This is a genomic window from Planomonospora corallina, from assembly GCF_042650625.1.
Classification (GTDB): domain Bacteria; phylum Actinomycetota; class Actinomycetes; order Streptosporangiales; family Streptosporangiaceae; genus Planomonospora_B; species Planomonospora_B corallina.
Map to the genome: position 1 here is coordinate 87,902 of NZ_JBHSBM010000012.1, position 21,891 is coordinate 109,792.

General features: G+C 74.6%; 20 protein-coding genes and 1 pseudogene. 12 read left to right on the top strand and 9 right to left on the bottom strand.

The annotated features are described in order from the left end of the window. From ACFOWE_RS08400 to ACFOWE_RS08425, 6 genes are all read left to right on the top strand, one after another. A partial coding sequence (locus tag ACFOWE_RS08400) for a hypothetical protein (RefSeq protein ID WP_377286581.1) occupies window positions 1–1,803 on the top strand: 1,803 nt, incomplete at its 5' end. A 3-nt stretch (window positions 1,804–1,806) separates the two neighbouring features. Continuing rightward, window positions 1,807–3,870: a UvrD-helicase domain-containing protein gene (locus tag ACFOWE_RS08405; RefSeq protein ID WP_377286582.1), complete on the top strand. Its 2,064-nt coding sequence runs from the start codon at window positions 1,807–1,809 to the stop codon at window positions 3,868–3,870. A 49-nt stretch (window positions 3,871–3,919) separates the two neighbouring features. Continuing rightward, window positions 3,920–5,767: a sigma factor-like helix-turn-helix DNA-binding protein gene (locus ACFOWE_RS08410; RefSeq protein ID WP_377286583.1), complete on the top strand. Its 1,848-nt coding sequence runs from the start codon at window positions 3,920–3,922 to the stop codon at window positions 5,765–5,767. Between the two features lie 183 nt (window positions 5,768–5,950). After that, window positions 5,951–6,793 carry a hypothetical protein gene (locus ACFOWE_RS08415; RefSeq protein WP_377286584.1) on the top strand — a complete coding sequence of 281 codons (843 nt, stop codon included), beginning with the start codon at window positions 5,951–5,953 and terminating at the stop codon, window positions 6,791–6,793. A gap of 182 nt (window positions 6,794–6,975) precedes the next feature. Continuing rightward, the gene (locus ACFOWE_RS08420; RefSeq protein ID WP_377286586.1) at window positions 6,976–7,452 is read left to right on the top strand and encodes a GNAT family N-acetyltransferase; all 477 of its coding nucleotides are present in this window, start codon (window positions 6,976–6,978) and stop codon (window positions 7,450–7,452) included. Between the two features lie 88 nt (window positions 7,453–7,540). Continuing rightward, window positions 7,541–7,966 carry a hypothetical protein gene (locus tag ACFOWE_RS08425; protein WP_377286587.1) on the top strand — a complete coding sequence of 142 codons (426 nt, stop codon included), beginning with the start codon at window positions 7,541–7,543 and terminating at the stop codon, window positions 7,964–7,966. On the opposite strand, the gene rraA is transcribed toward ACFOWE_RS08425, so the two are convergent. The 4 genes from rraA to mshB all read right to left on the bottom strand — a co-directional run bounded on the left by rraA (window position 7,921) and on the right by mshB (window position 10,367). Then, a complete protein-coding gene (gene rraA, locus ACFOWE_RS08430; protein ID WP_377286588.1) occupies window positions 7,921–8,397 on the bottom strand; it encodes a ribonuclease E activity regulator RraA in 477 nt (158 codons plus the stop codon). The two genes, ACFOWE_RS08425 and rraA, sit on opposite strands and share 46 nt — an antisense overlap. Continuing rightward, entirely contained in the window at window positions 8,357–8,869 is a 513-nt protein-coding gene (locus ACFOWE_RS08435; protein ID WP_377286589.1) for a hypothetical protein, read from the bottom strand. Before ACFOWE_RS08435 ends, rraA begins: the two co-directional genes overlap by 41 nt. Window positions 8,870–8,991: 122 nt before the next feature. After that, window positions 8,992–9,450 (bottom strand): DUF6113 family protein, encoded by a 459-nt coding sequence (locus ACFOWE_RS08440; protein ID WP_377286591.1) that lies wholly within the window; start codon window positions 9,448–9,450, stop codon window positions 8,992–8,994. 11 nt (window positions 9,451–9,461) lie between these two features. Next, a complete protein-coding gene (gene mshB, locus ACFOWE_RS08445) occupies window positions 9,462–10,367 on the bottom strand; it encodes an N-acetyl-1-D-myo-inositol-2-amino-2-deoxy-alpha-D-glucopyranoside deacetylase (RefSeq protein WP_377286592.1) in 906 nt (301 codons plus the stop codon). A gap of 185 nt (window positions 10,368–10,552) precedes the next feature. On the opposite strand from mshB, the gene ACFOWE_RS08450 reads away from it, so the two are divergent. Then, the gene (locus ACFOWE_RS08450) at window positions 10,553–12,622 is read left to right on the top strand and encodes a S9 family peptidase (protein ID WP_377286593.1); all 2,070 of its coding nucleotides are present in this window, start codon (window positions 10,553–10,555) and stop codon (window positions 12,620–12,622) included. 56 nt (window positions 12,623–12,678) lie between these two features. Here ACFOWE_RS08450 and ACFOWE_RS08455 read toward each other — a convergent pair whose 3' ends face one another. After that, entirely contained in the window at window positions 12,679–14,484 is a 1,806-nt protein-coding gene (locus ACFOWE_RS08455; protein WP_377286595.1) for an ABC transporter ATP-binding protein, read from the bottom strand. A gap of 5 nt (window positions 14,485–14,489) precedes the next feature. Further along, window positions 14,490–16,178 carry an ABC transporter transmembrane domain-containing protein gene (locus ACFOWE_RS08460; protein ID WP_377286597.1) on the bottom strand — a complete coding sequence of 563 codons (1,689 nt, stop codon included), beginning with the start codon at window positions 16,176–16,178 and terminating at the stop codon, window positions 14,490–14,492. Between the two features lie 104 nt (window positions 16,179–16,282). Between ACFOWE_RS08460 and ACFOWE_RS08465 the strand changes: the two genes are divergently transcribed. The 3 genes and pseudogenes from ACFOWE_RS08465 (at window position 16,283) to ACFOWE_RS08470 (ending at window position 17,079) form a co-directional block, all read left to right on the top strand. Continuing rightward, a complete protein-coding gene (locus ACFOWE_RS08465; protein ID WP_184940567.1) occupies window positions 16,283–16,516 on the top strand; it encodes an RNA polymerase subunit sigma-70 in 234 nt (77 codons plus the stop codon). 2 nt (window positions 16,517–16,518) lie between these two features. Then, a pseudogene (locus ACFOWE_RS33885) lies at window positions 16,519–16,647 on the top strand (Clp protease N-terminal domain-containing protein); the annotation flags it as partial. A 66-nt stretch (window positions 16,648–16,713) separates the two neighbouring features. After that, entirely contained in the window at window positions 16,714–17,079 is a 366-nt protein-coding gene (locus ACFOWE_RS08470) for a Clp protease N-terminal domain-containing protein (RefSeq protein ID WP_449301206.1), read from the top strand. A 37-nt stretch (window positions 17,080–17,116) separates the two neighbouring features. On the opposite strand, the gene ACFOWE_RS08475 is transcribed toward ACFOWE_RS08470, so the two are convergent. After that, window positions 17,117–17,878: a MerR family transcriptional regulator gene (locus ACFOWE_RS08475; RefSeq protein ID WP_377286599.1), complete on the bottom strand. Its 762-nt coding sequence runs from the start codon at window positions 17,876–17,878 to the stop codon at window positions 17,117–17,119. Between the two features lie 129 nt (window positions 17,879–18,007). On the opposite strand from ACFOWE_RS08475, the gene ACFOWE_RS08480 reads away from it, so the two are divergent. Beyond that, window positions 18,008–18,751 (top strand): hypothetical protein, encoded by a 744-nt coding sequence (locus tag ACFOWE_RS08480; protein WP_377286600.1) that lies wholly within the window; start codon window positions 18,008–18,010, stop codon window positions 18,749–18,751. A 92-nt stretch (window positions 18,752–18,843) separates the two neighbouring features. Next, complete coding sequence (locus ACFOWE_RS08485) at window positions 18,844–19,782, top strand: helix-turn-helix domain-containing protein (protein ID WP_377286601.1); 939 nt, start codon at window positions 18,844–18,846, stop codon at window positions 19,780–19,782. A gap of 191 nt (window positions 19,783–19,973) precedes the next feature. On the opposite strand, the gene ACFOWE_RS08490 is transcribed toward ACFOWE_RS08485, so the two are convergent. Next, entirely contained in the window at window positions 19,974–20,861 is an 888-nt protein-coding gene (locus ACFOWE_RS08490; protein WP_377286602.1) for a hypothetical protein, read from the bottom strand. A gap of 272 nt (window positions 20,862–21,133) precedes the next feature. Continuing rightward, window positions 21,134–21,871 carry a succinate dehydrogenase/fumarate reductase iron-sulfur subunit gene (locus ACFOWE_RS08495; RefSeq protein ID WP_377286603.1) on the bottom strand — a complete coding sequence of 246 codons (738 nt, stop codon included), beginning with the start codon at window positions 21,869–21,871 and terminating at the stop codon, window positions 21,134–21,136. Window positions 21,872–21,891: the final 20 nt, after the last annotated feature.

Here is a 21,891-nt window from a genome sequence, read left to right on the forward strand (position 1 = left end):
GCCCCGGAGGTCCCGGAGGTCCCGGAGACCGCGGTGGCGGACGCTCCGGAAGCCGTGACGGCGGACACTCCGGGAAGCACGGCCGGGGACGCTCCGGAGGCCGCGGTGGAGGTTCCGCGTGCCGCGCCGGTGTCCGGGGCCGTGGCGCTGGAGGAACCGGCATCCGAACCCGAGGCTGTGCCCGCGTCCGAGGCGGCCCCCGAGCTCGAAGTGACGCCCGAGCCCGAGCCCGAGGCCGCGCCCGAGGCCGAGATGACGCCCGAGGCCGAGGCCGCGCCCGAGCTCGAGATGACGCCCGAGCTCGAGGCGGTGCCCGAGCCTGGAGCCGCGGCCGAACCCGAGGCCGCCGAGGCCGCCGAGGCCGATGGTGCTCCCGCCCCCGTCCCGGCCGCCGCCGGGGCGGACGAGCCCGCCTCCCCGGCATCGGTGGACCTGCACGAGTTGATGGAGGGCGCCTTCGCCGACCTGGAGGACCTCAGCTGGGCCGTCGCGCAGAACAGGGTGTTCACCGACGACCCAGCCGCCGTGGAGTCGCTGGCCAAGCTCTTCGCGGTCCGGCCCGAGGTGGTCGAGGAGGCCGAGCAGGAGCTGCGCGCGCGGCTGCGCGACTGGCTCGCCTCCGGGGAGGCCGCGCCGTACCGCGCGCACCTGGCCGCGCTCAGGAAGACCCTCGGCAAGGCGGCGCCCCTGGAGCGGCTGATCGGCGCGGCCGACTGGCACACGCGGGAGCTGCGCTCCCTCGACGTGCCCGCCTGGCAGTTCGTGCTGGCCACCCTGGGCGACCACTACCTGGTCGACGGCTGGCTGGTGGACGGCGACATCGCCGAGCTGCGCCACCGGACCCGCGACCTGATCGCCGGCGCCGAGCGCCCGCCCACCGTCGGCCGGGCCCTCGAGCTGGTCTCCTCCCTCGGCATCCATCCCGAGGTCGCCAAGGAGTGGCTGGAGAACGTTCCGCAGTTGCGCATCCTCGGCGCCGGCGAGGCGGTCCGGCACGCGGGCGGCCCGGGAGCCCGCCAGGCCCCGGCGGCCGGGCCGGGCCGGGAGGCCGACGCGGCACCCGCCCCGCCACCGGGCACGGCTCCGGACGCCGGACCGGACGCCGCGTTCCCGTGGGGGCCCGTCCCGGAGTCCTCCCCGTCACCGGAGCGGACCTCCTCCGCTTTCACCTCCTTCGAGTCCAGGTCCTTCGAGTCCTTCGAGTCCCGGTCCTTCGAGTACTTCGCCTCCCTCGGATCAGGGTCAGGGTCCCTCGGATCGTCCGAGTCGTCCGCGGCGTCCGCGGCCCGGCCGCTCAAGGACGTCTCGCTCACCCGCCGCTGCTTCCGCCAGCCGGACGGCCGCTGGTGGTTGCGGGTGGACATCACCGCCGACCACCTGGCGGGCGTCGAGTGCCCGCTGCCCAGCGGGTTCGCCGCCTATCTGGGCCTGACCCCCGGCGAGCGCCGTACGGTCACCAGCATGGCGGGCGAGCTGACGCTGTCCTGGCGGGACCGGCCGGCCCTGGAGTCGCTCGTGCTCCTGCTGCACGACGTCGGCGCCAGGGAGGGGGGTCACCTGTTCCTGACGCTGTCGGAGGAGGGGGTCCTGCGGGCCAGGCACCTGCCGGCCGCGAGTCCCGGGACCGAGCCGATCGCGCGGGCCCTGCGGCTGGTGGGATACACCGCGCCCGGCGGCACCGCCGAGCAGGCGGCCCGGGTCATCGCCACCCGGATCGGGATGAGCGGGTCCACGAGCACGGCCGACCTCCTGGCCCGCCTGCGCGAACGCGGTGACCGCGACCTGCAGTCCCTGCTGGCGTAGCCGATGCCCCGACTCGCGATCTCCCCCGAGTTCCCCGTGGAGCTGGGCGCGCTGCCCCAGCCGGCGCGCCGGGACACGCTGGTCTCCGTGCGCGCCTTCCTGCAGGACGCCCCCGGCGCGCCCTGCCCGGAGCAGGTGCGGGGGGCCAGGGACGACCGGGTCGCGACGCTCCGTCTCGCCGACCGCCACCGCGGTGTGGTGGTCCGGCAGCGGGACGTCCACTGGCTGCTGACCGTCCTGCCGGACGCCGAGGCCTGGGCCTACGCCCGGCGGTACCGCTTCGGGGTCAACCCCGTGATCGGTGTGGTCGAGGTCTGGGACGCCGAGGCGCTGGAGCGGGCGGAGCAGGCGATCCGCAGGTCGGCGGCGGCCTCGCCGGCCCGGCTCTTCGCCGACGCCTGCGACGAGGACCTGGCCGAGCTGGGCATCGACCGCCGCTTCCTCCCCCTGGTCCGGCTGATCACCGACGGGCTGACGCTGGAGGCGCTGGAGCCGCTGCTGCCGGTGACCCAGTACGTCCCGCTGGCCGCGCTCGCCCGCGGGGAGCCGGTGGCCGAGGCATGGCGGGAGCTCGACGCCTGCCGCGCGGTCGACCCGTCCCCCTCCTCGGATCCGATCGACCCCGGCGACCTCGCCGCGGCGCTGGCACGCAGCCCGGACCGGGCCGTCTTCGCCGCGGACGTGCGCCACCTGAACCAGGTGCTCGACGCGCCCGGCTGGTGCGTCTTCCTGCACCCTCCGCAGCACCGGCTGGCCTACCGCGACTCCTACGAGCAGCCGGTCCTGGTCACCGGTGGCGCGGGCACCGGCAAGACCCTCACCGCCCTGCACCGGGCCGCCTTCCTCGCCGGGCGCGGCGCGGGCCAGGTCCTGCTGGTCACCTTCTCCCAGGGGCTGAGCGCCGAGCTGTCCGCCCGGCTCGACCTGCTGATCGAGGACGGGGTCGTCCGCAGGCGCATCGAGGTCGGCAACGTGGACCGGCTGGCCCAGCGCGTCGTGGCCGAGGCGGAGGGGCGCGCGCCCGTGATCGTGGGCGCCGACGAGCTGGCCGGGCTCTGGAGGGAGACGGAGAGCGGGCACAGCCCGGCGTTCCTGCTGCGCGAATGGGAGCAGGTGATCCTGGCCCAGAACCTGCGGACGCTGGACGAGTACCTCGCCGCCCCGCGCCCGGGCCGCGGCGTCACGCTGCCCGGCGCCGAGCGCGCCGCCGTCTGGGCGGCGGTCGAGCACGTCACCGGGCGGCTGGCCGAGCGCGGCAAGCGCACCCTGCTCCAGCTCGCCGCCGACGCCTCGGTCCTGCTCGGCCAGTCCACCGGGGACCTGCTGGAGGAGGCCGCGCCGCGGCGGGGGCCGTACCGGCACATCGTGGTGGACGAGGCGCAGGACATGCACCCGGCGCAGTGGCGGCTGCTGCGCGCGGCGGTGCCGCACGCGCCGGACGACCTGTTCATCGTCGGCGATCCGCACCAGCGGGTGCTCGACACCCGCGTCTCGCTGGCCTCCCTCGGCATCGACGCGCTCTGGCGGCGGCTGCAGGTGTCCTACCGGCTCGGCGGGGAACTCCTCTCCTGGGGAGTACGGCTGCGCGGAGGCGGACCGGCCGACGGGCTGGTGGCCGGGGTACAGGAGTTGTACGGTTTCCGCGCCACCCGGCACGGCCCGCACCCCGTGGTCCGCGCCTACGACTCACCGGAGGACGAGCTGAACGGCCTGGCAGCGCGCGTCACGCGATGGATCTCCGAGGGCGTGCCCCCCGGGGAGATCGCCGTGGCCGCCAGGACCGCCGAGCTCGTCCGGGACGCCAGGGCCGCGTTGCGGGACACGGGGGTGCGGGTGACCACGCTGCACGGCATGAAGGGGCTGGAGTTCCGGCGGGTGGCGGTGATCGGCGTCGCCGACGGGATCGTGCCCGCGCCGGAGTCGCTCACCCCGGCCACCGAGGACCTCACCGCCCGGGCGCACGACCTCCAGCGCGAGCGGGGGCTGCTCTACGTGGCCTGCACCCGGGCCCGCGAACTGCTGTACGTGTCCCATTCAGGACGGGCGAGCCCGTTCCTGCCCACCTGATTCACATACTCTGAACTGCGGATACATTCCCCTTGCCGGTTGGACCCCAATGAACCTCAGCCTGAGCGACATCGCGCCACCCCTGCGCTGGACCTCTCCCGGCCAGGTAGCGCCGATCGCGGCCGACCCCCGTCTCCCCGAGGCGTGGTGGCAGGCGCTTCCGCTGGAGCGCGCCTGCTCCATCATCGGGACCCCCGAGGTGGCCGGTCGGCTCGCCGACCTCGCCCTGTCGTGCTGGGGGCATCTGACGCTCGGCGACATCCTGCCGCTGCTGCGGTTCGCCGATCCGGCGTCGAGCGCGCAGACACCCGAGGGGCTCGGCCGCGAGACCGTGCACAAGCTCTTCGCCGGCGTGCTGGAGCGGCTGCTCGCCCCCGTCACCGAGGACGTCGCCGCCCCTCCGGCGCCCGCCCGGCCGGACCGGCCGCTCCCGGAGCTGATCGACGGGGTCTTCGCCACCCTGGACGAGCGGCAGCGGACCATCGCCCGGGACCGGCTGTACGCCTCCCAGCGGGTGACGCTGGACGAGCTGGCCCAGCGGTTCTCGGTGACCCGTGAGCGCATCCGGCAGATCGAGCGCGACCTGCGCGACCACGTCGACACCTGGCTGTCCGGTCCGGAGGCGGCGCCCCTGGTGGCGCACGTGTCGTGGCTGCGGGGCCGGCTCGGCTCCGCCGTACCGGCCGACGACCTGGCGGCGGCGGTGCCGTGGCACCGCACCGACCTGAAGACGCTGGGCATCCCGGCCTGGCGGTTCGTGCGCACGCTGCTGACCGGCTACGAGCAGGTCGACGGGTGGCTGGTCGCGGGCGGCGCCGACGAACTGCGGGAGAAGACCCGGCAGCTGTTCACCGACGGGCCGCGCCCGCTGGCGGAGGCCGTCACGCTGGCCAGCCAGCTCGGCATCCGCGAGGACGTGGCCGAGCGGTGGCTCGTCTCGGTGCCCCAGCTGCGGGTGCTGGAGGGCCACGTGGTGCCCTGGCCGCGCAGCGTCAACGACAAGGCCGAGGCCGTGCTCGCGGTGGCCGGCGGCGCGCTGACGCCCGAGGAGATCCAGGAGCGCATCGGCGAGGACTACAGCCTGGTCGGCATCCGCAACCAGCTCACCGCCGACGACCGGTTCCTGCGGCTCGACCGCAACAAGTACGGCCTGGCCCGCTGGGGCGGCGAGCAGTACCTCGGCATCCGCGAGATGATCGTCCGGGAGATCGAGCGGGCCGGCGGAGAGGCCCCGGTCAGCACGATCGTCACCAACCTGACCTCGCGTTACGACGTGAGCGAGAGCTCGGTCCGCGCCTACGCGGGCGGCCCCGGCTTCGAGCGCACCCAGCGCGGCTGGATCCGGGTGGCCGAGAGCGAGCAGAGCGACTACCAGCCGCGCCGGGACGTCTCGGCGACCCGCCGCTGCTTCCGCAGCCGCGACAGCCGCTGGTGGCACCGGGTGGACGTCAACGCCGAGCACCTGCGCGGCTCGGGCTCGCCGCTGCCCACCGGCTTCGCCGCCTACCTCGGCATGGCCCCCGGCGGCCAGCTGACCGCCTCCACCCCCTCGGGCGACGTGGTGATCAGCTGGCACAACCAGCCGACCATGGGCTCCATCCGGCCGATCCTGGTCGCCGCAGGCGCCTCCGAGGGCGACCACGTCTTCCTGACGGTCTCCGACGGCGGCGAGCTGCTCACCCGCTACCTGCCCGCGGCGCTGGCCGGGATCCCCGCGCTCAACCGGGCCCTGCACCTGATCGGCTACACCGCACCGGTGGCCTCGGAGGCCGAGGGCCTGCGGCTGATCGGGGGCCGCATCGGCCTGCCGGAGGGCGCCACCCGCGAGGAGGTCCTCGCCCGGCTGCGCGACCGCGGCGACCGCGACATCCTCGCCTTCCTGGAGGGCTCCGCCTGACGGCTCCGTCAGGCGGACCACCGCCCCGCGCCCGGTACGCCCGATCCGGGGCGGACCTCCAGCGGCCCGGGACATCCGACGTGCCCGTATCCCGGGCGGCCCTCCACATGCCTGGGACATCCGACGTGCCCGTATCCGGGCCGGTGCGCGCGGTCACCGGGCCGCCGAACTAGTCTCGGGCTCATGCTGCGGCTCCACGACATCTCCAGCGGCCGGGCGGAGCGGGTCGTTCCCGAGAGCGCCCGGGCGCTGCGCGTCCACACCTGCGCCCCGCCCGCCGGCCGCCGGCCGGACCTGGGCGATCTCCGGCCCCACCTGCTGGCCGACCTGGTCAGACGGGTCTGCGAGCGGCACCGGGTCCGGGTGGTCCTGCACCGCGTCGCGGAGGAGGACGGCCTGCGCGCCGACACGCTCGCGCTGAACATGCGCCCCGCCGAGCACACGCCCGGCATCGACGACCCGGCCGACCCGGCCCTGGCCGAGGTCCGCGCGGACGCGGTCCTGCTGGAGACGGTCACCGGGCAGCGGGCGGTCCGGCGGATCGGCTGCGGACCGGTGCGCCTCGCCGGCCGGGAGACGGCCGGGGATCCCCGGGAGTCTCGGGAGGCCGTGCAGAGCGGGGATGCCGGGCGGGGCGCCGTGACGCTCGCGGACGTGGCCGCGGCGGGGCTCGATCCGCTGGCCGTACGGCTGGCGCTGCTGGGGCACCGCTACCGCGAGGCCGCGGACCTGTCCTGGGACGCGCTGGAGGCCGCCGACCGCACCCTGCGCCTGCTGCGCTCGCGCGTCGCCGAGTGGTCGGAGGCCCCGAGCAGCCCCATGCCCGCCGGGCACGTCGCGCGGATCGAGGCCGCCCTCGACGACGACCTCGACACCCCGTCGGCCCTGCGCCTGCTGGCGGAGCTGGAGCGGGACGACACGCTCGCCCCGGGCTCCCGTTTCGAGGCGTTCCTCCACCTCGACATGGTCCTCGCCCTGGACCTGCCGGCGGACATCGGCAGACCTCCGGCCCACCCGGGACCGTGAGGCGGATCCGGGTCGGCCTCCGGCCCGCTCTGAACCGTGAGGCGGAACGGGGTCGGCCTCCGCAGGCGGCGGCCCGGCTTCCGCGCGTCATCACTCACGCGGAGACGAGCCGCCGTGGCGGCATATGAACGGCTCAAGAAGTTTCGCCGGATCTGTCGGTGCCGCCCGATAGCGTCGCGATCATGAGTGAGATCGTTGCCGCCGTACGGCCCGCGCAGCCGGAGGACCTGGACGGAGTGGTGGCCTGCAGCGCCGCGCTGTTCGCCGAGGACGCCGGGACGCGCGACCCGTCGCTGAACCTGGGCTGGCCCCGCGAGCACGGCCCCGCCCGGTTCGCCGCCGCACTGGACGACCCGGCGCGGCTGGTCCTGGTGGCCGACGACGGCGGCCGGATCGTCGGCCATCTGACCGGGTCGCTCTCCGGGCCCACCGCGATGCGGCCGGTCCCGGTGGCGACGCTCGGCAGCATGTACGTCCACCCGGACCACCGGCGGCGGGGCGTCGGGGCCAGGCTGGTGGCGGAGTTCCGGTCCTGGGCCCGCGAGCGCGGCGCCCGCTACGCCGGAGTGACGGCCTACGCGAGCAACGACGCCGCCGTTCGCTTCTACCGCAGGCACGGCTTCGCCGACCGCTCCACGGTCCTGGAGACGGCCCTTTGATCACTGGCCGAGCCTGAGCCGGTCGCGGCGGTCCCGGCGCCGCCGTAATCCAGGTGCGGCCATCGCCTCCGCTTGCCATCCTCGGCCCATGTCCACATTCGAAGATCTCGTAGCCGAGGGCGAGGCCGTTCCGGTCGAGGGCTGGGACTTCTCCTGGTTCACCGGCCGCGCGACCGAGCAGCGCCCGCCCTGGGGCTATGCGAAGCTGCTCGCCGAGCGGATGGCGCAGGCCGAGGCGGCGCTCGACGTCCCGACCGGCGGCGGCGAGGTCCTGGCCTCGATCCCGGTCTCCCCGCCGTTCCTGGCGGCGGAAGATCCTTTTCCGGGAAGTGCACGCTCTTCACCCGCCTCGGCGGTGCACTTCCCGGAAAACGATCTGGAACCGGCTCGAACGGCGGACAGGAGCGCACCGGTGGAGGCAGAGCCCGGATCACCGGCCGAGAGGGCGCTTCCCTCCAGCCGGAGGGATCACAGCTCGTGCGGGGCGACGACGATGCCGTCCTCGTCGCTGTAGAGCCAGGCGCCGGGGGTGAAGACGACCTCGCCGAAGGTGACGGGCACGTCGACCTCCCCCGCGCCCTCCTTGGCGCTCTTGCGCGGGTTGGAGCCGAGGGCCTTGATGCCGAGGTCGAGCCCGGCGAAGGCGACGGTGTCGCGGACCGCGCCGTTGACGACGACCCCGGACCAGCCGGAGGCGACCGCGGAGGCGGCGATCATGTCGCCCATCAGGGCGCTGCGCAGCGAGCCGCCGCCGTCCACGACCAGGACCCGGCCCTCGCCCGGGGTGGCCAGGACCTTCTTGACGAGGGCGTTGTCCTCCAGGCAGCGGATGGTGGCGATGGGGCCGGCGAAGCGGGCGCGCAGGCCGTACGAGCGGAACTGCGTCACGCAGCTGGCCAGGATGTCACCGTGGGCGTCGACGAGGTCGGCGGTCGCGAACTCCATGCGGCGTATTCTCCCCGACGGGGTGCCGGCCTCCGGGCCCGGGGGTGCCGGGCGCTCGCGTCCTGGACCACCACGGCGGCCTGCGGCGGTAGCCGCCGTCCTCCAGGACCGCCAGGCGCTCGAAGACGTTCCAGGAGGCGGGGTTCCCGCAGACCAGCAGCGAGAGGGCCGCCGCGGCGACGTAGAGGGGGAGCATCGGCAGGCCCGCGCAGGCGGCGTACTGCGAGGCGTGCCGGGCCTCGTGGCGGAGCAGGGCGCCGGTCAGGTAGCCCTCCCCGTGCCGGGTCAGCACCACGTTGCCGACCGTGAACGCCCCGGCGACCGGGAACGGGATGCGGTAGCCGTACGCCAGCAGGAGGCCGTCGGGGCCCGCCGTCAGGCGGGCGCGGCCCAGCCGGGCCACCAGCAGCCCCACGGGGGTGGAGAGGTTCGCGTAGTTGAGCGCCCGCCGGGTGCGATGCCACCGTCGCATACCGGTGATTGTGCGCCCTGCGCGCGGGCGGCGACAGGGGGACGGCGGCGCGGACCACCGGTCCCGGACGCCGGACGGCCTCGGGCGGTGCCGCGGGTGGATCGGCGGCGCGGGTCAGGAGGTCAGGACGGGCCCGGCCGCGCCGGACCGGGGTGCGCGTATCCGCTCAGCAGCCAGGACCCGCCCCGCGCCGGGACCGTCAGCACGCCCGCCAGCGCGGCGAGCAGACCGCCGTACAGGTAGACGTAGCCCGACAGGTCGTCGGCGATGACCAGGTCGCCCTCCGGGCGGACGCCCAGCCAGAGCATCGTGACGGCCGCCCAGCCCACCGCGGGCGCGACGGCGGCCCCGCGCCCGCGCATGGCCCGGCCGGCCCCGTGGCAGACGGCGAAGAGCCCGGCGACCCAGGCGAGGGCGGAGACCGGGACGGGCCGGATGTACCACGAGTGCTGGAACCCGCCGAGAAGCCCCATCAGGAGGCCGAGGAGGAACAGCGCGGCGTACACCGCCGCGGCGAGCGCCCGCGACGGCCGCGCGGTGACCTCTCCCGGCGCTCTGGTCGCCTCCGGAACGTGTTCCACAGGCATCGAGGCTAATCGATGCCCGCGAAGAGGTCGTCCTCGCGGTCGTACGGCTCGCCGAGGCCGCCGGCCTCGACCGGCGCCCCCCGGCCCGCGGGTCCCGGCACGCCGTGGCGCAGGATGTAGTGCTCCACCGCGAACGCCTGCTGGCCGATGCCGTTGGAGAGCGCGAACCAGGGCGCCTCCACGCTGATCTGGGTGGCGTGCGCGCGCAGCGCGTCGAGCTTGGCGCCGACGTGGGCGCGGGCGTCGATCTCGGTGGTGACGTCCTCGTCCGGGCAGCCGTACGGCAGGTCCTCGACCTCGGCGACCTGGAAGGGGGCGCCCGCCTCGCGCATCGCCTCGGTCGCCCGGCGGATGGCGGACCTGGGCATCGCGGTCAGGTAGAACTTGGAGATCCGCCACGGCTCGCCCTCGCCGTGGGCGGGCTCGGAGGCCAGCTCGAAGGCGCGGCGGGCCACGCGGTGGGCCTGGATGTGGTCGGGGTGGCCGTAGAAGCCGTTGTCGTCGTAGGTGACGAGGACCTGGGGCCGGACCTCGCGGATCACCTTGACCAGCTCTCCGGCGGCCTCCTCGACGTCGGCCTGCCAGAAGGCGTTCTCCCGGTGGTTGGAGGCGGCGCCCATCATGCCGGAGTCGCGCCAGCGGCCGGGCCAGCCCAGGAAGCGGTGGTCGTCGACGCCCATCGCCCGGCAGGCCGCCGCCAGCTCGCCGATGCGGTGCTCGCCCAGCGTGTCGTCGCGGTCGGCGGCCAGGTGCGCGAGCTCGGCGGGGATGACCTCGCCCTCCTCGCCCAGCGTGCAGGTGACCAGGGTGACGTGGGCGCCCTCGGCGGCGTACTTGGCCATCGTGGCCCCGGTGCCGATGCTCTCGTCGTCGGGATGCGCGTGTACCAGCAGCAGACGCCGATCGTTCATGACTGTAAAGGGTATCGGGAGGGCGGGGACGGCCTGAGCGGGAGGAGCTCCTCCGCCGTCCGCGCCCCGGTGGGGCAGGTAATTCGCCTTCCACGTCCCGTATGCCGATTTTCTTTCATAACAGCCTTCACTCGAACGTCTGCGGGCACCGTGGAATGCGCTGTCAAACTGGCAGGATGGGCGGTATGAGTGAGAGTTTCCCTCGTCTACATGCCCGGACCCGCCGTTTCACCCTGGGGGTGCCGCGTGGCTTCACCATCGCCCCCGACGGATCCCGGATCGTCTTCCTGCGGACGAGAGGCGGCTCGGACCCCGTCACCTGCCTGTGGGAGTTCGACGTCGCGGGCGGAGGCGAGCGGCTGATCGCCGACCCGCGCACGCTGACCGCCGGTGAGGAGGACCTGCCGCCCGAGGAGCGGGCGCGCCGTGAGCGGAGCCGGGAGCAGGCCGGCGGCATCGTCGGCTACAGCACCGACGCCGCGGTGACCAGGGCCGTCTTCGCCCTGGCCGGCGGGTTGTACGTGGTGGACCTGAAGACCGGGGGGGTGCGCCGCCTGACGACCCCCGGCCCGGTGATCGACCCGCGGCTGGCGCCCGGCGGCGGCTACGTCGGCTACGTGACCGGCGGCGCCCTCCACGTCCAGGACCTCGATGACGAGGTGGACCACGTGCTGGCCCGCCCGGAGGGTCCCGGTGTCACCTACGGCCTGGCGGAGTTCATCGCGGCCGAGGAGATGAACCGCATGCGGGGCTACTGGTGGTCCCCGGCGGGCGACGCCGTGCTGGTCGAGCGGGCCGACGAGTCCGGCGTGCGGGAGTGGTTCGTCGCGGACCCGGCCAACCCCTCCCGGCCCGCCGTCCCGCAGCGCTATCCCGCCGCCGGCACGCCGAACGCGAAGGTGGAGCTCTTCGTGCTCGGCCTGGACGGTTCCCGCACGCCCGTGCCCTTCTCCGACGAGTACCTCGTCACCGCGCACTGGGACGCCCACGGCCTGGCGATCGTCACCCTCTCCCGCGACCAGCGGTCGATGAAGCTGCTGAAGGTCGACCCGGCCACCGGGGAGTCGGCGCTGGTGCGCGAGGACACCGACGACGCCTGGGTGGAGATCGTCACCGGCGTACCCGGCCACCTGTCCGACGGCACCCTCGTCTGGGTCGCCGACGCAGGCGGCGGCCGGCGCCTGGTCATCGGCGACGCGCCGGTCACCCCGCCCAGCCTCCAGGTCCGCGAGGTCCTCGACGTCGAGGGCGACACCGTGCTCTTCCGGGCCAGCGGGGGCGACCCGGCCGAGATCGCCGTGTGGGCCTACCGCGACGGCGGGATCACCCTGATCAGCCCGTCCGAGGGCGGGGTCTACAGCGGCCGCACCGCGGGCGGCACCCTGGTGATCACCGGCCAGACGCTCGACAGCGAGGGCCCGGTGACCCGGGTCTTCCACCACCACTCCCCGCGCGGCCACATCACCTCCCACGCCGAGCGGCACGGCCTGGACCTGCGGGTCTCGCTCGTGCGCGCGGGCGAGCGCGACCTGTCCGCCGCCGTGATCCTGCCCAGCGGCCACGTGCCCGGCTCGGCGCGGCTGCCGGTCCTGATGGACCCGTACGGCGGGCCGCACGCCCAGCGCGTGCTGGCCGCCTCCGGCGCCTACCTGACCAGCCAGTGGTTCGCCGACCAGGGGTTCGCGGTGGTCGTCGCCGACGGCCGGGGCACGCCGGGGCGGGGCCCGGAGTTCGAGCGGGCCATCCTGCACGACCTGGCCGGGCCGGTCCTCGACGACCAGGTGGACGCCCTGCACGGCGTCGCCGAGCGCTTCCCCGACGACCTGGACCTGTCCAGGGTGGCCATCCGCGGCTGGTCCTTCGGCGGCTATCTCGCGGCCCTGGCCGTGATGCGCCGGCCGGACGTCTTCCACGCGGCAGTCGCCGGGGCCCCGGTCACCGACTGGCGGCTCTACGACACCTGCTACACCGAGCGCTACCTCGGCCACCCGGACGAGGGCCACTACGACGCGTCGTCCCTGTTCGCCGACGCCGAGAAGCTCGACCGGCCGCTCCTGCTGATCCACGGCCTGGCCGACGACAACGTGGTCGCCGCGCACACGCTCCGGCTCTCCTCCGCGCTGCTGGCGGCGGGCCGCCCGCACAGCGTGCTCCCGCTGTCCGGGGTGACCCACATGACCCCGCAGGAGGTCGTGGCCGAGAACCTCCTCCTGCTCCAGGTCGACTTCCTCAAGAGGTCCCTGGGCATCGGCTGAGCCGCGCGGGCCGCGCCCCCTACCGCCGGGGCGCGGCCCGCACCGTCTATCGCCGTCTACCGCGGCGTGCCGTGCCAGCTGCTCCAGAGCGCGGCGTAGGAGCCGCCTGCGGCGACGAGCTCGTCGTGGGAGCCCAGCTCGCTGATCCGGCCGTCCTCGACCACCGCGACCCGGTCCGCGTCGTGCGCCGTGTGCAGGCGGTGCGCGATGGCGATCACCGTACGGCCCTCCAGCACCGCGGCCAGCGACCGCTCCAGGTTGCGGGCCGCCCTCGGGTCGATCAGCGAGGTGGCCTCGTCGAGCACGAGGGTGTGCGGGTCGGCCAGGACCAGGCGGGCCAGGGCGAGCTGCTGCGCCTGGGCCGGGGAGACCGTCTCACCGCCCGAGCCGACCGCGGTGTCCAGCCCGTCCGGCAGCGCCGCGACCCAGCCGGCGGCGTCCACCGCCTCGAGCGCCGCGTGGACCCGGGCGTCGTCCGCGTCCGGGCGGGCGATCAGCAGGTTGTCGCGGAGCGTGCCCCGGAAGACGTGGTGCTCCTGGGTCACCAGGGCGACCTGGCCGCGCAGGTCGTCCAGGGGGAGCTCGACCAGCGGGGCCCCGCCGACCGTGACCGTGCCCTGGCGCGGGCCGTGCACGCCGGCCAGCAGCCTGCCCAGCGTCGACTTGCCCGCCCCCGACGGGCCGACCATCGCGATCCGCTCCCCCGGCCTGATCTCCAGGTCGATGCCGTGCAGCACGTCGTGGCCCTCGCGGTAGGCGTAGCGCACGCCGTCGGCCCGCAGCTCCCTGCCGTCCGGGGAGGCGGAGCCCGCCTCGCGGTCCTCGGGCACCTCCGCCACGCCCAGCAGCCGGGCCATGGAGGCCCCGCCGACCTGGAGCTCGTCGATCCACATCAGCAGCCGGTCGAGCGGGTCGATGAGCTGCTGCACGTAGAGCACGGCCATGGTGACCTGCTCCAGCGAGGCCCAGCCCCGGATGTGGAACACGCCGCCGGCGACCAGCGTCGCCACGATCGGGATCACGTAGCCGAACTCGACCGCGGGGAACCAGACCGTGCGCAGGCCGAGGGTGTAGCGCTCGGCCGCCCACGACCGGGCGATGTCGGCGTCGGTGCGCCGGTGGCGCCGCTCCTGCAGGCTCAGGGCCTCCACGGTGCGGGCGCCGTTGACCGTCTCGGCCAGGCCGTCGGTCATGTCCGCGTAGGCGGCGCTCTCCCGCAGGTAGCCGTCCCGGGCGCGCTTGAGGTACCACCGGGTGGCCAGCCAGATCAGCGGGGCGGCCAGCAGCGAGGGCAGCATCAGCAGCGGTCCGGCCAGCACCAGCGCGCCGACCGTGACGGCGCAGGTGACCAGGGCGATCAGCGTCTCGGGTACGGCGTGCCGCACGGTCCGCGAGAGCGAGTCCACGTCCCGGGAGGTCCGGGTGATGAGGTCGCCCGACCCGGCGCGCTCGACCACCGAGAGCGGCAGGCCGAGCACCCGGCCGACGAACTCCTCGCGCAGCTCGGCGAGGACCTTCTCGCCGAGCGTGGAGGAGGCCTGGACGGCGAACCTGACGAGCACCGCCTGGCCGGCCAGGAAACCGCCGACGGCCAGCGCCACCAGGGCGGGGTCGACCGCGGCGCCGTCGTGGACGTCCTGGACGAGGCCGCCCAGCAGCCAGGGCACCGCCAGCCCGCAGGCGGCGGCCAGGCCGTGCAGGAGCAGCGCCGTCACCAGCTCCCGCGGATACTTCAGCATCAGCCGCCGGGCGTAGGCCCGGACCTGCGCCTGGTCGGCGACCGGCAGGATCCGCCGGCCCTGCTGCCCGCCGGTGTCCCCGGAGGGCTGCTCCGCCGCGCGTTCGTCCGCCCGTTCGGTCATGGCGGTCAGTCCTCTCCTCGGGTGACGGTGGCGGCGTAGGCCGGGGTGGTGGCCAGCAGCTCCCGGTGGGTGCCCTGGGCGCGCACGACGCCGTCGGCGACGTAGACGACCTCCTCGGCGCGGTCGAGCACCAGCGGGCTGGTCGTGCAGACCAGCGTGGTGCGGCCCTGGCGGGCCTTGGCGAGCCGGTCGGCGATGCGGGCCTCGGTGTGCGCGTCGACGGCGCTGGTGGGCTCGATCAGGATGAGCACCTCCGGGTCGGCCAGCAGCGCCCGGGCGAGCCGGAGCCGCTGCTGCTGGCCGCCGGAGAACTCCCGGCCGGCCTCGGCGACGGGCGCGTCCAGGCCGCCGGGGAGGGCCTCGACGATGTCCTCGGCGCAGGCGGCGTGCAGCGCCTCGGCGAGGTCGTCGTCCGAGGCGCCGCCCGTGACGTCCAGCTCGTCCCGGAGCCGCCCCGCGAAGAGCCGCGCTCCGTTGTCGGCGACCAGGATCCGGCGGCGGACCTCGGCGAGCGGCAGCTCCTCCAGCGGCACGTCCCCGAAGTCCACGTCGCCGCCGCTGTAGCGGCCGAGCCGGTCGGCGACCGCGATGGCCTCCTCGGGCGAGGCCGCCGCGACGGCGGTGAAGGAGCCGGGGCGGAGGGCGACCCCGGAGGCCACGTCGCGGAGCAGGCCTCCGTCGCTGCTGCCGGTGCCGCCGGTCATCTCCGGCTCCAGGCTCAGGATCCGCACCACCCGGCGGGCGGCGACGTGCCCCTTGGTCAGCTTGTCGGCCGCCTCGGTGAGGGTCCGCATCGGGGCGATGAGGAAGACCGCGTAGCCGTAGAAGGTGACGAGCTGGCCCGGGGTGATCCGCCCGTCGAGGGCGAAGGTCGCGCCGAGCCAGGTCACCGCGGCGATCAGCAGGCCGGGCAGCAGGATCTGCGCGCCCTCCAGCACCGACTCGACCGAGGCCACCTGGACGCCCGCCCGCCGTACCCGCTGCGACTCGGCGGTGTAGCGGTCGGCGAAGACCTGCTCGCCGCCGACGCCGCGGAGCACGCGCAGGCCGGCGACGATGTCGGCGGCCCGGGTGGACAGCTCGCCCTGCAGCTCGCGGTGGGCGTTCTGGCGGCGGTGCAGCGGGCGCAGCAGCGGCGCGACGGCGGCCGCCATGAGCGGGACGCCGAACAGCACCATCAGGCCCAGCGGGACCGACATGCGGATCATCAGGACCGTCACCGTGGCGATGGCGACGACCGCGCCGCTGCCGCGGAGCAGGATGTCCATCGCGTTGCCGATGTGGGCGATGTCGGAGTTGCCGATGCTGACGACCTCGCCGGTGGACATGCGCTTGGGCAGCGTCGCGCCCAGCCGGGTCGCCTGCCGGGCGGTGACCTGGACGGTCCGGTAGGCGGCGCTCAGCCAGTTGTAGACGGCCATCCGGTGCCGCATGACGCCGGTGAACGCCTGCGCCGCGCCCAGGCCGAACACCGCCGCACCCCAGGTGACCAGCCCTTCCGTGTCCCCGGTCCGCAGGGCGTCGATGCCCTTGCCCAGGAAGAGGGGGACCAGGGCCATCGCGAGCCACCAGAGGGTGGCGTAGGCGATGCCCCCGGCGAGCGGGCCGGCCTGGTTGCGGGCCACCCAGCGCAGATAGCGCAGCGGGCTTCGGGCGTCGGGAGTGCCGGGATCGGCGACAGGTAAGGAGCGCATGGCCCGTCCAGGCTGACAAATCCGCCTCCTACCAGGCAACTCGTTTTCCCCGCCCACGTCAACCAGGGTTGACACAGACAGGGATGTCAACCTACATTGACAGCATGAGCGATACGGCGCAGCTGGCCTCCGACGCCGGCAGCCGCGACCCCGCCGTCGGCCTGCGGGCCGTACGGGCACTGCGGATGCTGGTCGACCGCCTGGAGGCCCTTCAGGTGGAGAACGCCCGCGAGCAGGGATGGTCCTGGCAGGAGATCGCCTACTGCCTGGAGGTCTCCCGGCAGGCGGTGCACAAGAAGTACGCAGGGGGCCGCGGGCTCCTGAGAAGGGAGAAGTAGGCATGTTCGAGCGGTTCACCCGCGACGCCCGCCAGGCCGTCAAGCTCGCCCAGGAGAACGCCCGGCGGCTCAACCACCACTTCATCGGGAGCGAGCACGTCCTGCTGGGCCTGCTCGACCAGCCGGAGACGGTCTCCGCCCGGCTCCTGGCCCGGCACGGCCTGGACCACGAGCGGGCCTACCGGGCCGTGTTCGACATGATCCCGCCGAAGGGAAGCGAGCACATCGACGCCGACGCGCTGGAGACGATCGGCATCGATCTGTCCGCCATCCGGGAGAAGGTCGAGGCCGCCTTCGGGCCCGGCGCCCTGGACCGGCCTCCGCAGCGCGACCACCGGGGCCGCAGGCTCAGCGGCCGGCACATCCCCTTCACCCCGCCGGCGAAGAAGGCCCTGGAGCTCTCCCTGCGCGAGGCCATCGCCCTCAAGCACGACCACATCGCCGACGGCCACATCCTCCTCGGCATCCTGCGCGCCGGCCCCGGGCCGGCCCGCCGGGTCCTGTCCGAGATCGACGTCGATCTGGAGACCCTCCGCCGGGAGCTCGTCGCCGAGATGGGCTGACCCGCGGTCCGCGCAGGGGACGCCACCCGGGACGCGGTCACGACCGGGGCCGCCGCCCGGAGGAGCCCGGGAAGGACACCTCCCCGCCCGGCGGCCCGGGCCTGACGGGGACCTCCAGGACGGTGACGGCGGCGCCGTCGGCGTCGACGAGATGCTCCTCCACGGTCGGCCCGGCGACGGCCAGCCGGTGGCGGTCCAGCCAGCCGAACAGGTCCTGCCCGGCGCGGACCACCCCGGCCGCCGGCGGGACCACGGCGCGCACGACGGTGCGGGCGGGCAGGACGAGGCTCTCGCCACCGCGGTCGGTCGCCACGGCCGCGGCGAACCCGCCGGCCGGGCGTCCCCGCAGCCAGGTCAGCAGGGTCGCGGGCGGTCCCGCGCACACCGCGGCCAGCTCGGACGGGTGCTCCAGACGGAGCCGGCGCACACGCAGGCGGCGCGCGCCGACCTCGGCCTGCTGGGGCAGGATCGCCATCGGCCGGGCGAGGTGGTCCTCGGCTCGGGCCGCGGTCGCCGCCAGCTCGGCGATGTCGCGCCGGATGGCCGCCACCGTGTCGATCAGGGCCTCGCGCAGGTGCTCCTCGGGTCCGTCGACCAGGTCGGCGATCTCGCGCAGGGGCAGGCCGAGGCGCCGCAGGCCGCGGATGCGTTCCAGCCGGGCCAGCTCGGCGGCGCCGTACCAGCGGTAGCCGGTGACAGGGTCCACGGCGGCGGGCACGAGCAGCCCGATCGCGTCGTAGTGGCGCAGGGTGCGCTCGGAGACGCCCGCCATGTGCGCCAGCCGCCCGATCCGCCACATGGCCTCTCCCTTCCCGCGCGGCGCGGTTCCCGCCCGTGCGGATCCGATGGTCCCGCGGCCCTTCACACGGCGGTCCCCGCCGGTCGGTGTTGACCTTTCCGCTGGGGCAGGGTTCTACGGTAACCGGCCATGACGTCCACGACCGACCGGTATCCGGGCACCCGGCTCACCGGCGCACTGCTGCTGTCCTCCCCGCTCCTCCTTATCGCCGCCGCGGTGATCGTGATCCCGGCGGGGCTCACCCTGAATCCCGCCGACCCCGCCGGCGCGCTGGCCGCGGTGGGCGGGCGGGCCGGGCTCCACCTGACCGAGCTGGCCCTCGACGTGCTGGGCTGGCTGGCGCTGACCGCGGCCGGGCTCCTCCTGACCACCCTCTCCGCCCCGGGACGCGGACCCGGGGCGGCCACGGGAGGCGGAGCCGGGGCGGCCCCTCTCCCCGGCTCGGAGCACGGACCGCACCCGGCCGCGCGTCCGGGCGTGCTCCCGGGCGGGTTGCTGGCCGCGGCCGGACTGGCGGGCCTGCTCCACGACGCCGGGAACCTGGCGCTGACGCAGCTGGCCGCCGACCCCGCCGCCCCGGCCTCGGTCACCACGGCCTGGGCGGTGCTGCTCACCGCCAAGTGGGCGGTCAACCTGGCCGGTCTGCTCTGGGTCTCGGCCACCGCGGCCACCGCGGCCCTCGTCCCGATGCCCGGCCGGCTCCGCCTCGCCGGAGCGGCCGCGGCGCTCTCCGGCCTGGTCTCGGTCGTGCTGCCGTGGACGACCGGGACCGCCGCTCCGTCGCCCGTCCTGGAGCAGGCCGGCTACGCCCTGCACCTGCCGGTCATGCTCTGGTACGGCGTGCTGGGCCTGCGGTGCCTACGAGGCCGGTGACCCTTCCGTCTCCCCTCCCCGGAGCGGACGGATACGGTGCCCGGGAGAAAAGAGGTTGAATCTCCAGTGAGTGGAGCTCTGAGGATCGTTCCGTGAACGACCGCACCGAGCTGCTGTCCATCGGGCAGCTCTCCCGGCGCACCGGGCTCCCGGTGCGCACCATCCGCTTCTGGTCCGACAGCGGACTGATGGAGCCCACGCGCCGCTCGGCCGGCGGCCACCGGCTCTACGACGCCGAGGCCGTGGCCCGCCTGGAGCTGATCCAGACCCTGCGCGAGCTGGGACTGGGGCTGGAGACGGTCCGGCGGGTCCTGCACCGGCAGGTGACGGTGTCCGAGGTCGCCCGCACGCACGCCGACGCCCTGGACGTGGAGATCCGCGCCCTGCGGCTGCGCCGCGCGGTGCTGCGGTCGGTCGCCCGACGTGGAAGCACGCCCGAGGAGATGAGACTCATGCACGAGATGGCCCGGCTCTCCGCGCGGGAGCGGCAGCGCCTCATCGACGACTTCGTCGACCGCGCCTTCGAAGGACTCGATCCGGAGGCCCCGGGGGCCTACATCGCCCAGGCGATGCGCCTGATGCCCGCCGAACTGCCGGCCGACCCCTCAGCCGAGCAGGTCGACGCCTGGATCGAGCTCGCCGGGCTCGTCTCCGACGAGGAGTTCCTGCGGCGGGTGCGCCGGATGGTGCTGCTCTCCATGGACGAGGACTTCCAGCGGCGGATGCGGCAGGAGATGAAGTCGCCCCCCGGGGGCTACGACCACGACAAGATCATGGAGCACGCCGGCGGCGCGCTCGCGGCGGGCGTCGCCCCGGACTCCCCCGAGGGCAGGCGGGTCCTGGACCGGATCATCGATCCGGCGCTCCCGGCCGGGGAGCGCCTTCGGATCGCCGACACGCTGGAGGCGTTCACCGACCGGCGGGTGGAGCGGTACTGGCAGCTGATGGTCGTGCTCAACGGCCGCCCGCCGTTCCCGTCGATGGCCCCCGCCTGCGAGTGGTTCACCGCCGCCCTGCGCGCGCGGCGCTGACCCCCGCCGGCCGTACCCCTTCCCGGAAGGGTACGGCCGGCGGCCGGGCACGCCCTCGAAAGCCCACGGCGAGGTCCCGGTGAGGCCGTACGGAGCCGACGGAATCGTCCGGGGCCGTCCGGGGTCGTCCGGGGTCGTCCGGGGCAGCGGTGAGGCCGCCGTGCGGCGGGCGCCGGCGGCCGTGCGGGCGGCTAGTTCTTGACCCAGACGGCGGCGTAGACGGTGCCGTAGCCCTGCACGTGCTTGCCGTCGACGCTGACCGGGTAGTAGCCCTGCTTGCCGTAGGTCTTGTGCTTGCGGTCCAGCTGCGACGAGGTCAGCCCGTAATAGGCCCACCAGCGGCCGGTGGAGGGGTGGAAGACCGCGCCGTAGGTGCCGTCGGGCGCCACGACGACCTGCCGGGGGTAGTAGCCCTTCTTGTCGTTCTTCTTGATGAGCTTGTTCAGCTGGGAGGCCGTGTAGCCCGTGGCCCAGCCGTGGCCCGAGCTGCCCTGCTGCCAGACCCCGGCGTAGCGGGGCGCGGAGGCCGAGCCGTAGGCGGTCATGGAGACGAGGACGCGGCCCTTGTTCCCCTCCCGCTTGTCGACCTTCTTGAACTGCGAGGAGGTCATGCCCCACTGGATCTGCCAGCCGGCGTTCTTCTTCTCGAAGACGCCCGCGAAGCTCCCGCCCGAGGAGGTGATGATCGTCGGAGCGTAGCCCTTGCTCCGCATCTTCCTGACCTCGCGGTCGAAGGCCGCGTGGGAGAGACCGGCCCGGCTGCTCCAGGCGGGGCCGGCGGTCTTGACCCAGACGGCCGAGATCCGCGAGCCGGCCAGGCTCAGGGAGATGGGGCGGTAGCCCTTGGCGGCGAGCTTCTTGCCCTGCCTCTGGTGCTGGGAGAGCGTGTATCCGGAGTAGGTGTAGTAGGCCGGACGGCTGCTGGCGACCTCGCCCACCGGGGAGAAGGCCGGGCTCTGCACCGCGGGCACGGCCGGCTGCGCGGCGGCCGGGGAGGCCGTCACCACCACCGGCAGCGCGGTGCAGGCCGCGACGAGCGCGGCACCCAGTGCCCGTTTCACGGCAATTGCGTTTTTCATGACCGTGGATTCTGGCAGAAAAGCCAAGAACAGGTAGATCGTTCCCGCGGCCTGGACACCCGGCGGGCACGGGCGGAGCGGGGCCGGCGGGCACGGGACCGGGCCCGGGCCCTGATCCAGGGCCGAGGCCGGGTACGGGGCCGAGGCCGGGTACGGGGACACGGGACGGAAGAACGCGGGCCGTACCTCCCCACGAAGGTACGGCCCGCGGTGGCTTCCGCCTGGAGCGCCGGGTCACCACCCGGCACGGAGGGAGCTTACGCCCCCGGCGGCTACTTCGACGCCTTGAGGTAGTCGCGGTTCATCCGGGCGATGGTGTCCAGCGGGATGCCCTTGGGGCAGACCGCGGTGCACTCGCCGGTGTTGGTGCAGCCGCCGAAGCCCTCGGCGTCCATCTGCTCCACCATGGCCCTGGCGCGGGAGTCGCGCTCGGGCTGGCCCTGCGGGAGCAGGGACAGGTGGGTGATCTTCGCGGCGGTGAAGAGGGAGGCCGAGCCGTTCGGGCAGGCCGCCACGCAGGCGCCGCAGCCGATGCAGGTGGCCGCGTCGAACGCCGCGTCGGCGTCGGCCTTCTTCACCGGGACGCTGTGCGCGTCCGGGGCCGAGCCGGCGGGGACGGAGATGAAGCCGCCCGCCTGGATGATCCGGTCGAACGCCGAGCGGTCCACGACCAGGTCCTTCACCACCGGGAACGGCGCGGCGCGCCACGGCTCGATGGTGATGACCGCGTTGTCCTCGAAGTGCCGCATGTGCAGCTGGCAGGTGGTGGTGGCCACCTGCTCGCCGTGCGCGACACCGTTGATCACCATGCCGCACATGCCGCAGATGCCCTCGCGGCAGTCGTGGTCGAAGGCGATCGGGTCGTCGCCCTCCAGGATGAGCTTCTCGTTGAGCACGTCGAGCATCTCCAGGAAGGACATGTCCGGGGACACGTCCTCGACCCGGTAGGTGACCATGCGGCCGGCGTCCTCCGGCCCCTTCTGGCGCCAGACCTTGAGTGTGAGGTTCATGCCCGCAGCTCCTTCGCTAC

Excerpts from the sequence above, each read along its gene's own strand:
- ACFOWE_RS08405 (WP_377286582.1), top strand. The coding sequence starts at position 1,807 with ATGCCCCGACTCGCGATCTCCCCCGAGTTCCCCGTGGAGCTGGGCGCG.
- ACFOWE_RS08410 (WP_377286583.1), top strand. The coding sequence starts at position 3,920 with ATGAACCTCAGCCTGAGCGACATCGCGCCACCCCTGCGCTGGACCTCT.
- ACFOWE_RS08415 (WP_377286584.1), top strand. The coding sequence starts at position 5,951 with ATGCTGCGGCTCCACGACATCTCCAGCGGCCGGGCGGAGCGGGTCGTT.
- ACFOWE_RS08420 (WP_377286586.1), top strand. The coding sequence starts at position 6,976 with ATGAGTGAGATCGTTGCCGCCGTACGGCCCGCGCAGCCGGAGGACCTG.
- ACFOWE_RS08425 (WP_377286587.1), top strand. The coding sequence starts at position 7,541 with ATGTCCACATTCGAAGATCTCGTAGCCGAGGGCGAGGCCGTTCCGGTC.
- rraA (WP_377286588.1), bottom strand. The coding sequence starts at position 8,397 with ATGGAGTTCGCGACCGCCGACCTCGTCGACGCCCACGGTGACATCCTG.
- ACFOWE_RS08435 (WP_377286589.1), bottom strand. The coding sequence starts at position 8,869 with ATGCGACGGTGGCATCGCACCCGGCGGGCGCTCAACTACGCGAACCTC.
- mshB (WP_377286592.1), bottom strand. The coding sequence starts at position 10,367 with ATGAACGATCGGCGTCTGCTGCTGGTACACGCGCATCCCGACGACGAG.
- ACFOWE_RS08450 (WP_377286593.1), top strand. The coding sequence starts at position 10,553 with ATGAGTGAGAGTTTCCCTCGTCTACATGCCCGGACCCGCCGTTTCACC.
- ACFOWE_RS08455 (WP_377286595.1), bottom strand. The coding sequence starts at position 14,484 with ATGACCGAACGGGCGGACGAACGCGCGGCGGAGCAGCCCTCCGGGGAC.
- ACFOWE_RS08460 (WP_377286597.1), bottom strand. The coding sequence starts at position 16,178 with ATGCGCTCCTTACCTGTCGCCGATCCCGGCACTCCCGACGCCCGAAGC.
- ACFOWE_RS08465 (WP_184940567.1), top strand. The coding sequence starts at position 16,283 with ATGAGCGATACGGCGCAGCTGGCCTCCGACGCCGGCAGCCGCGACCCC.
- ACFOWE_RS08470 (WP_449301206.1), top strand. The coding sequence starts at position 16,714 with ATGATCCCGCCGAAGGGAAGCGAGCACATCGACGCCGACGCGCTGGAG.
- ACFOWE_RS08475 (WP_377286599.1), bottom strand. The coding sequence starts at position 17,878 with ATGTGGCGGATCGGGCGGCTGGCGCACATGGCGGGCGTCTCCGAGCGC.
- ACFOWE_RS08480 (WP_377286600.1), top strand. The coding sequence starts at position 18,008 with ATGACGTCCACGACCGACCGGTATCCGGGCACCCGGCTCACCGGCGCA.
- ACFOWE_RS08490 (WP_377286602.1), bottom strand. The coding sequence starts at position 20,861 with ATGAAAAACGCAATTGCCGTGAAACGGGCACTGGGTGCCGCGCTCGTC.
- ACFOWE_RS08495 (WP_377286603.1), bottom strand. The coding sequence starts at position 21,871 with ATGAACCTCACACTCAAGGTCTGGCGCCAGAAGGGGCCGGAGGACGCC.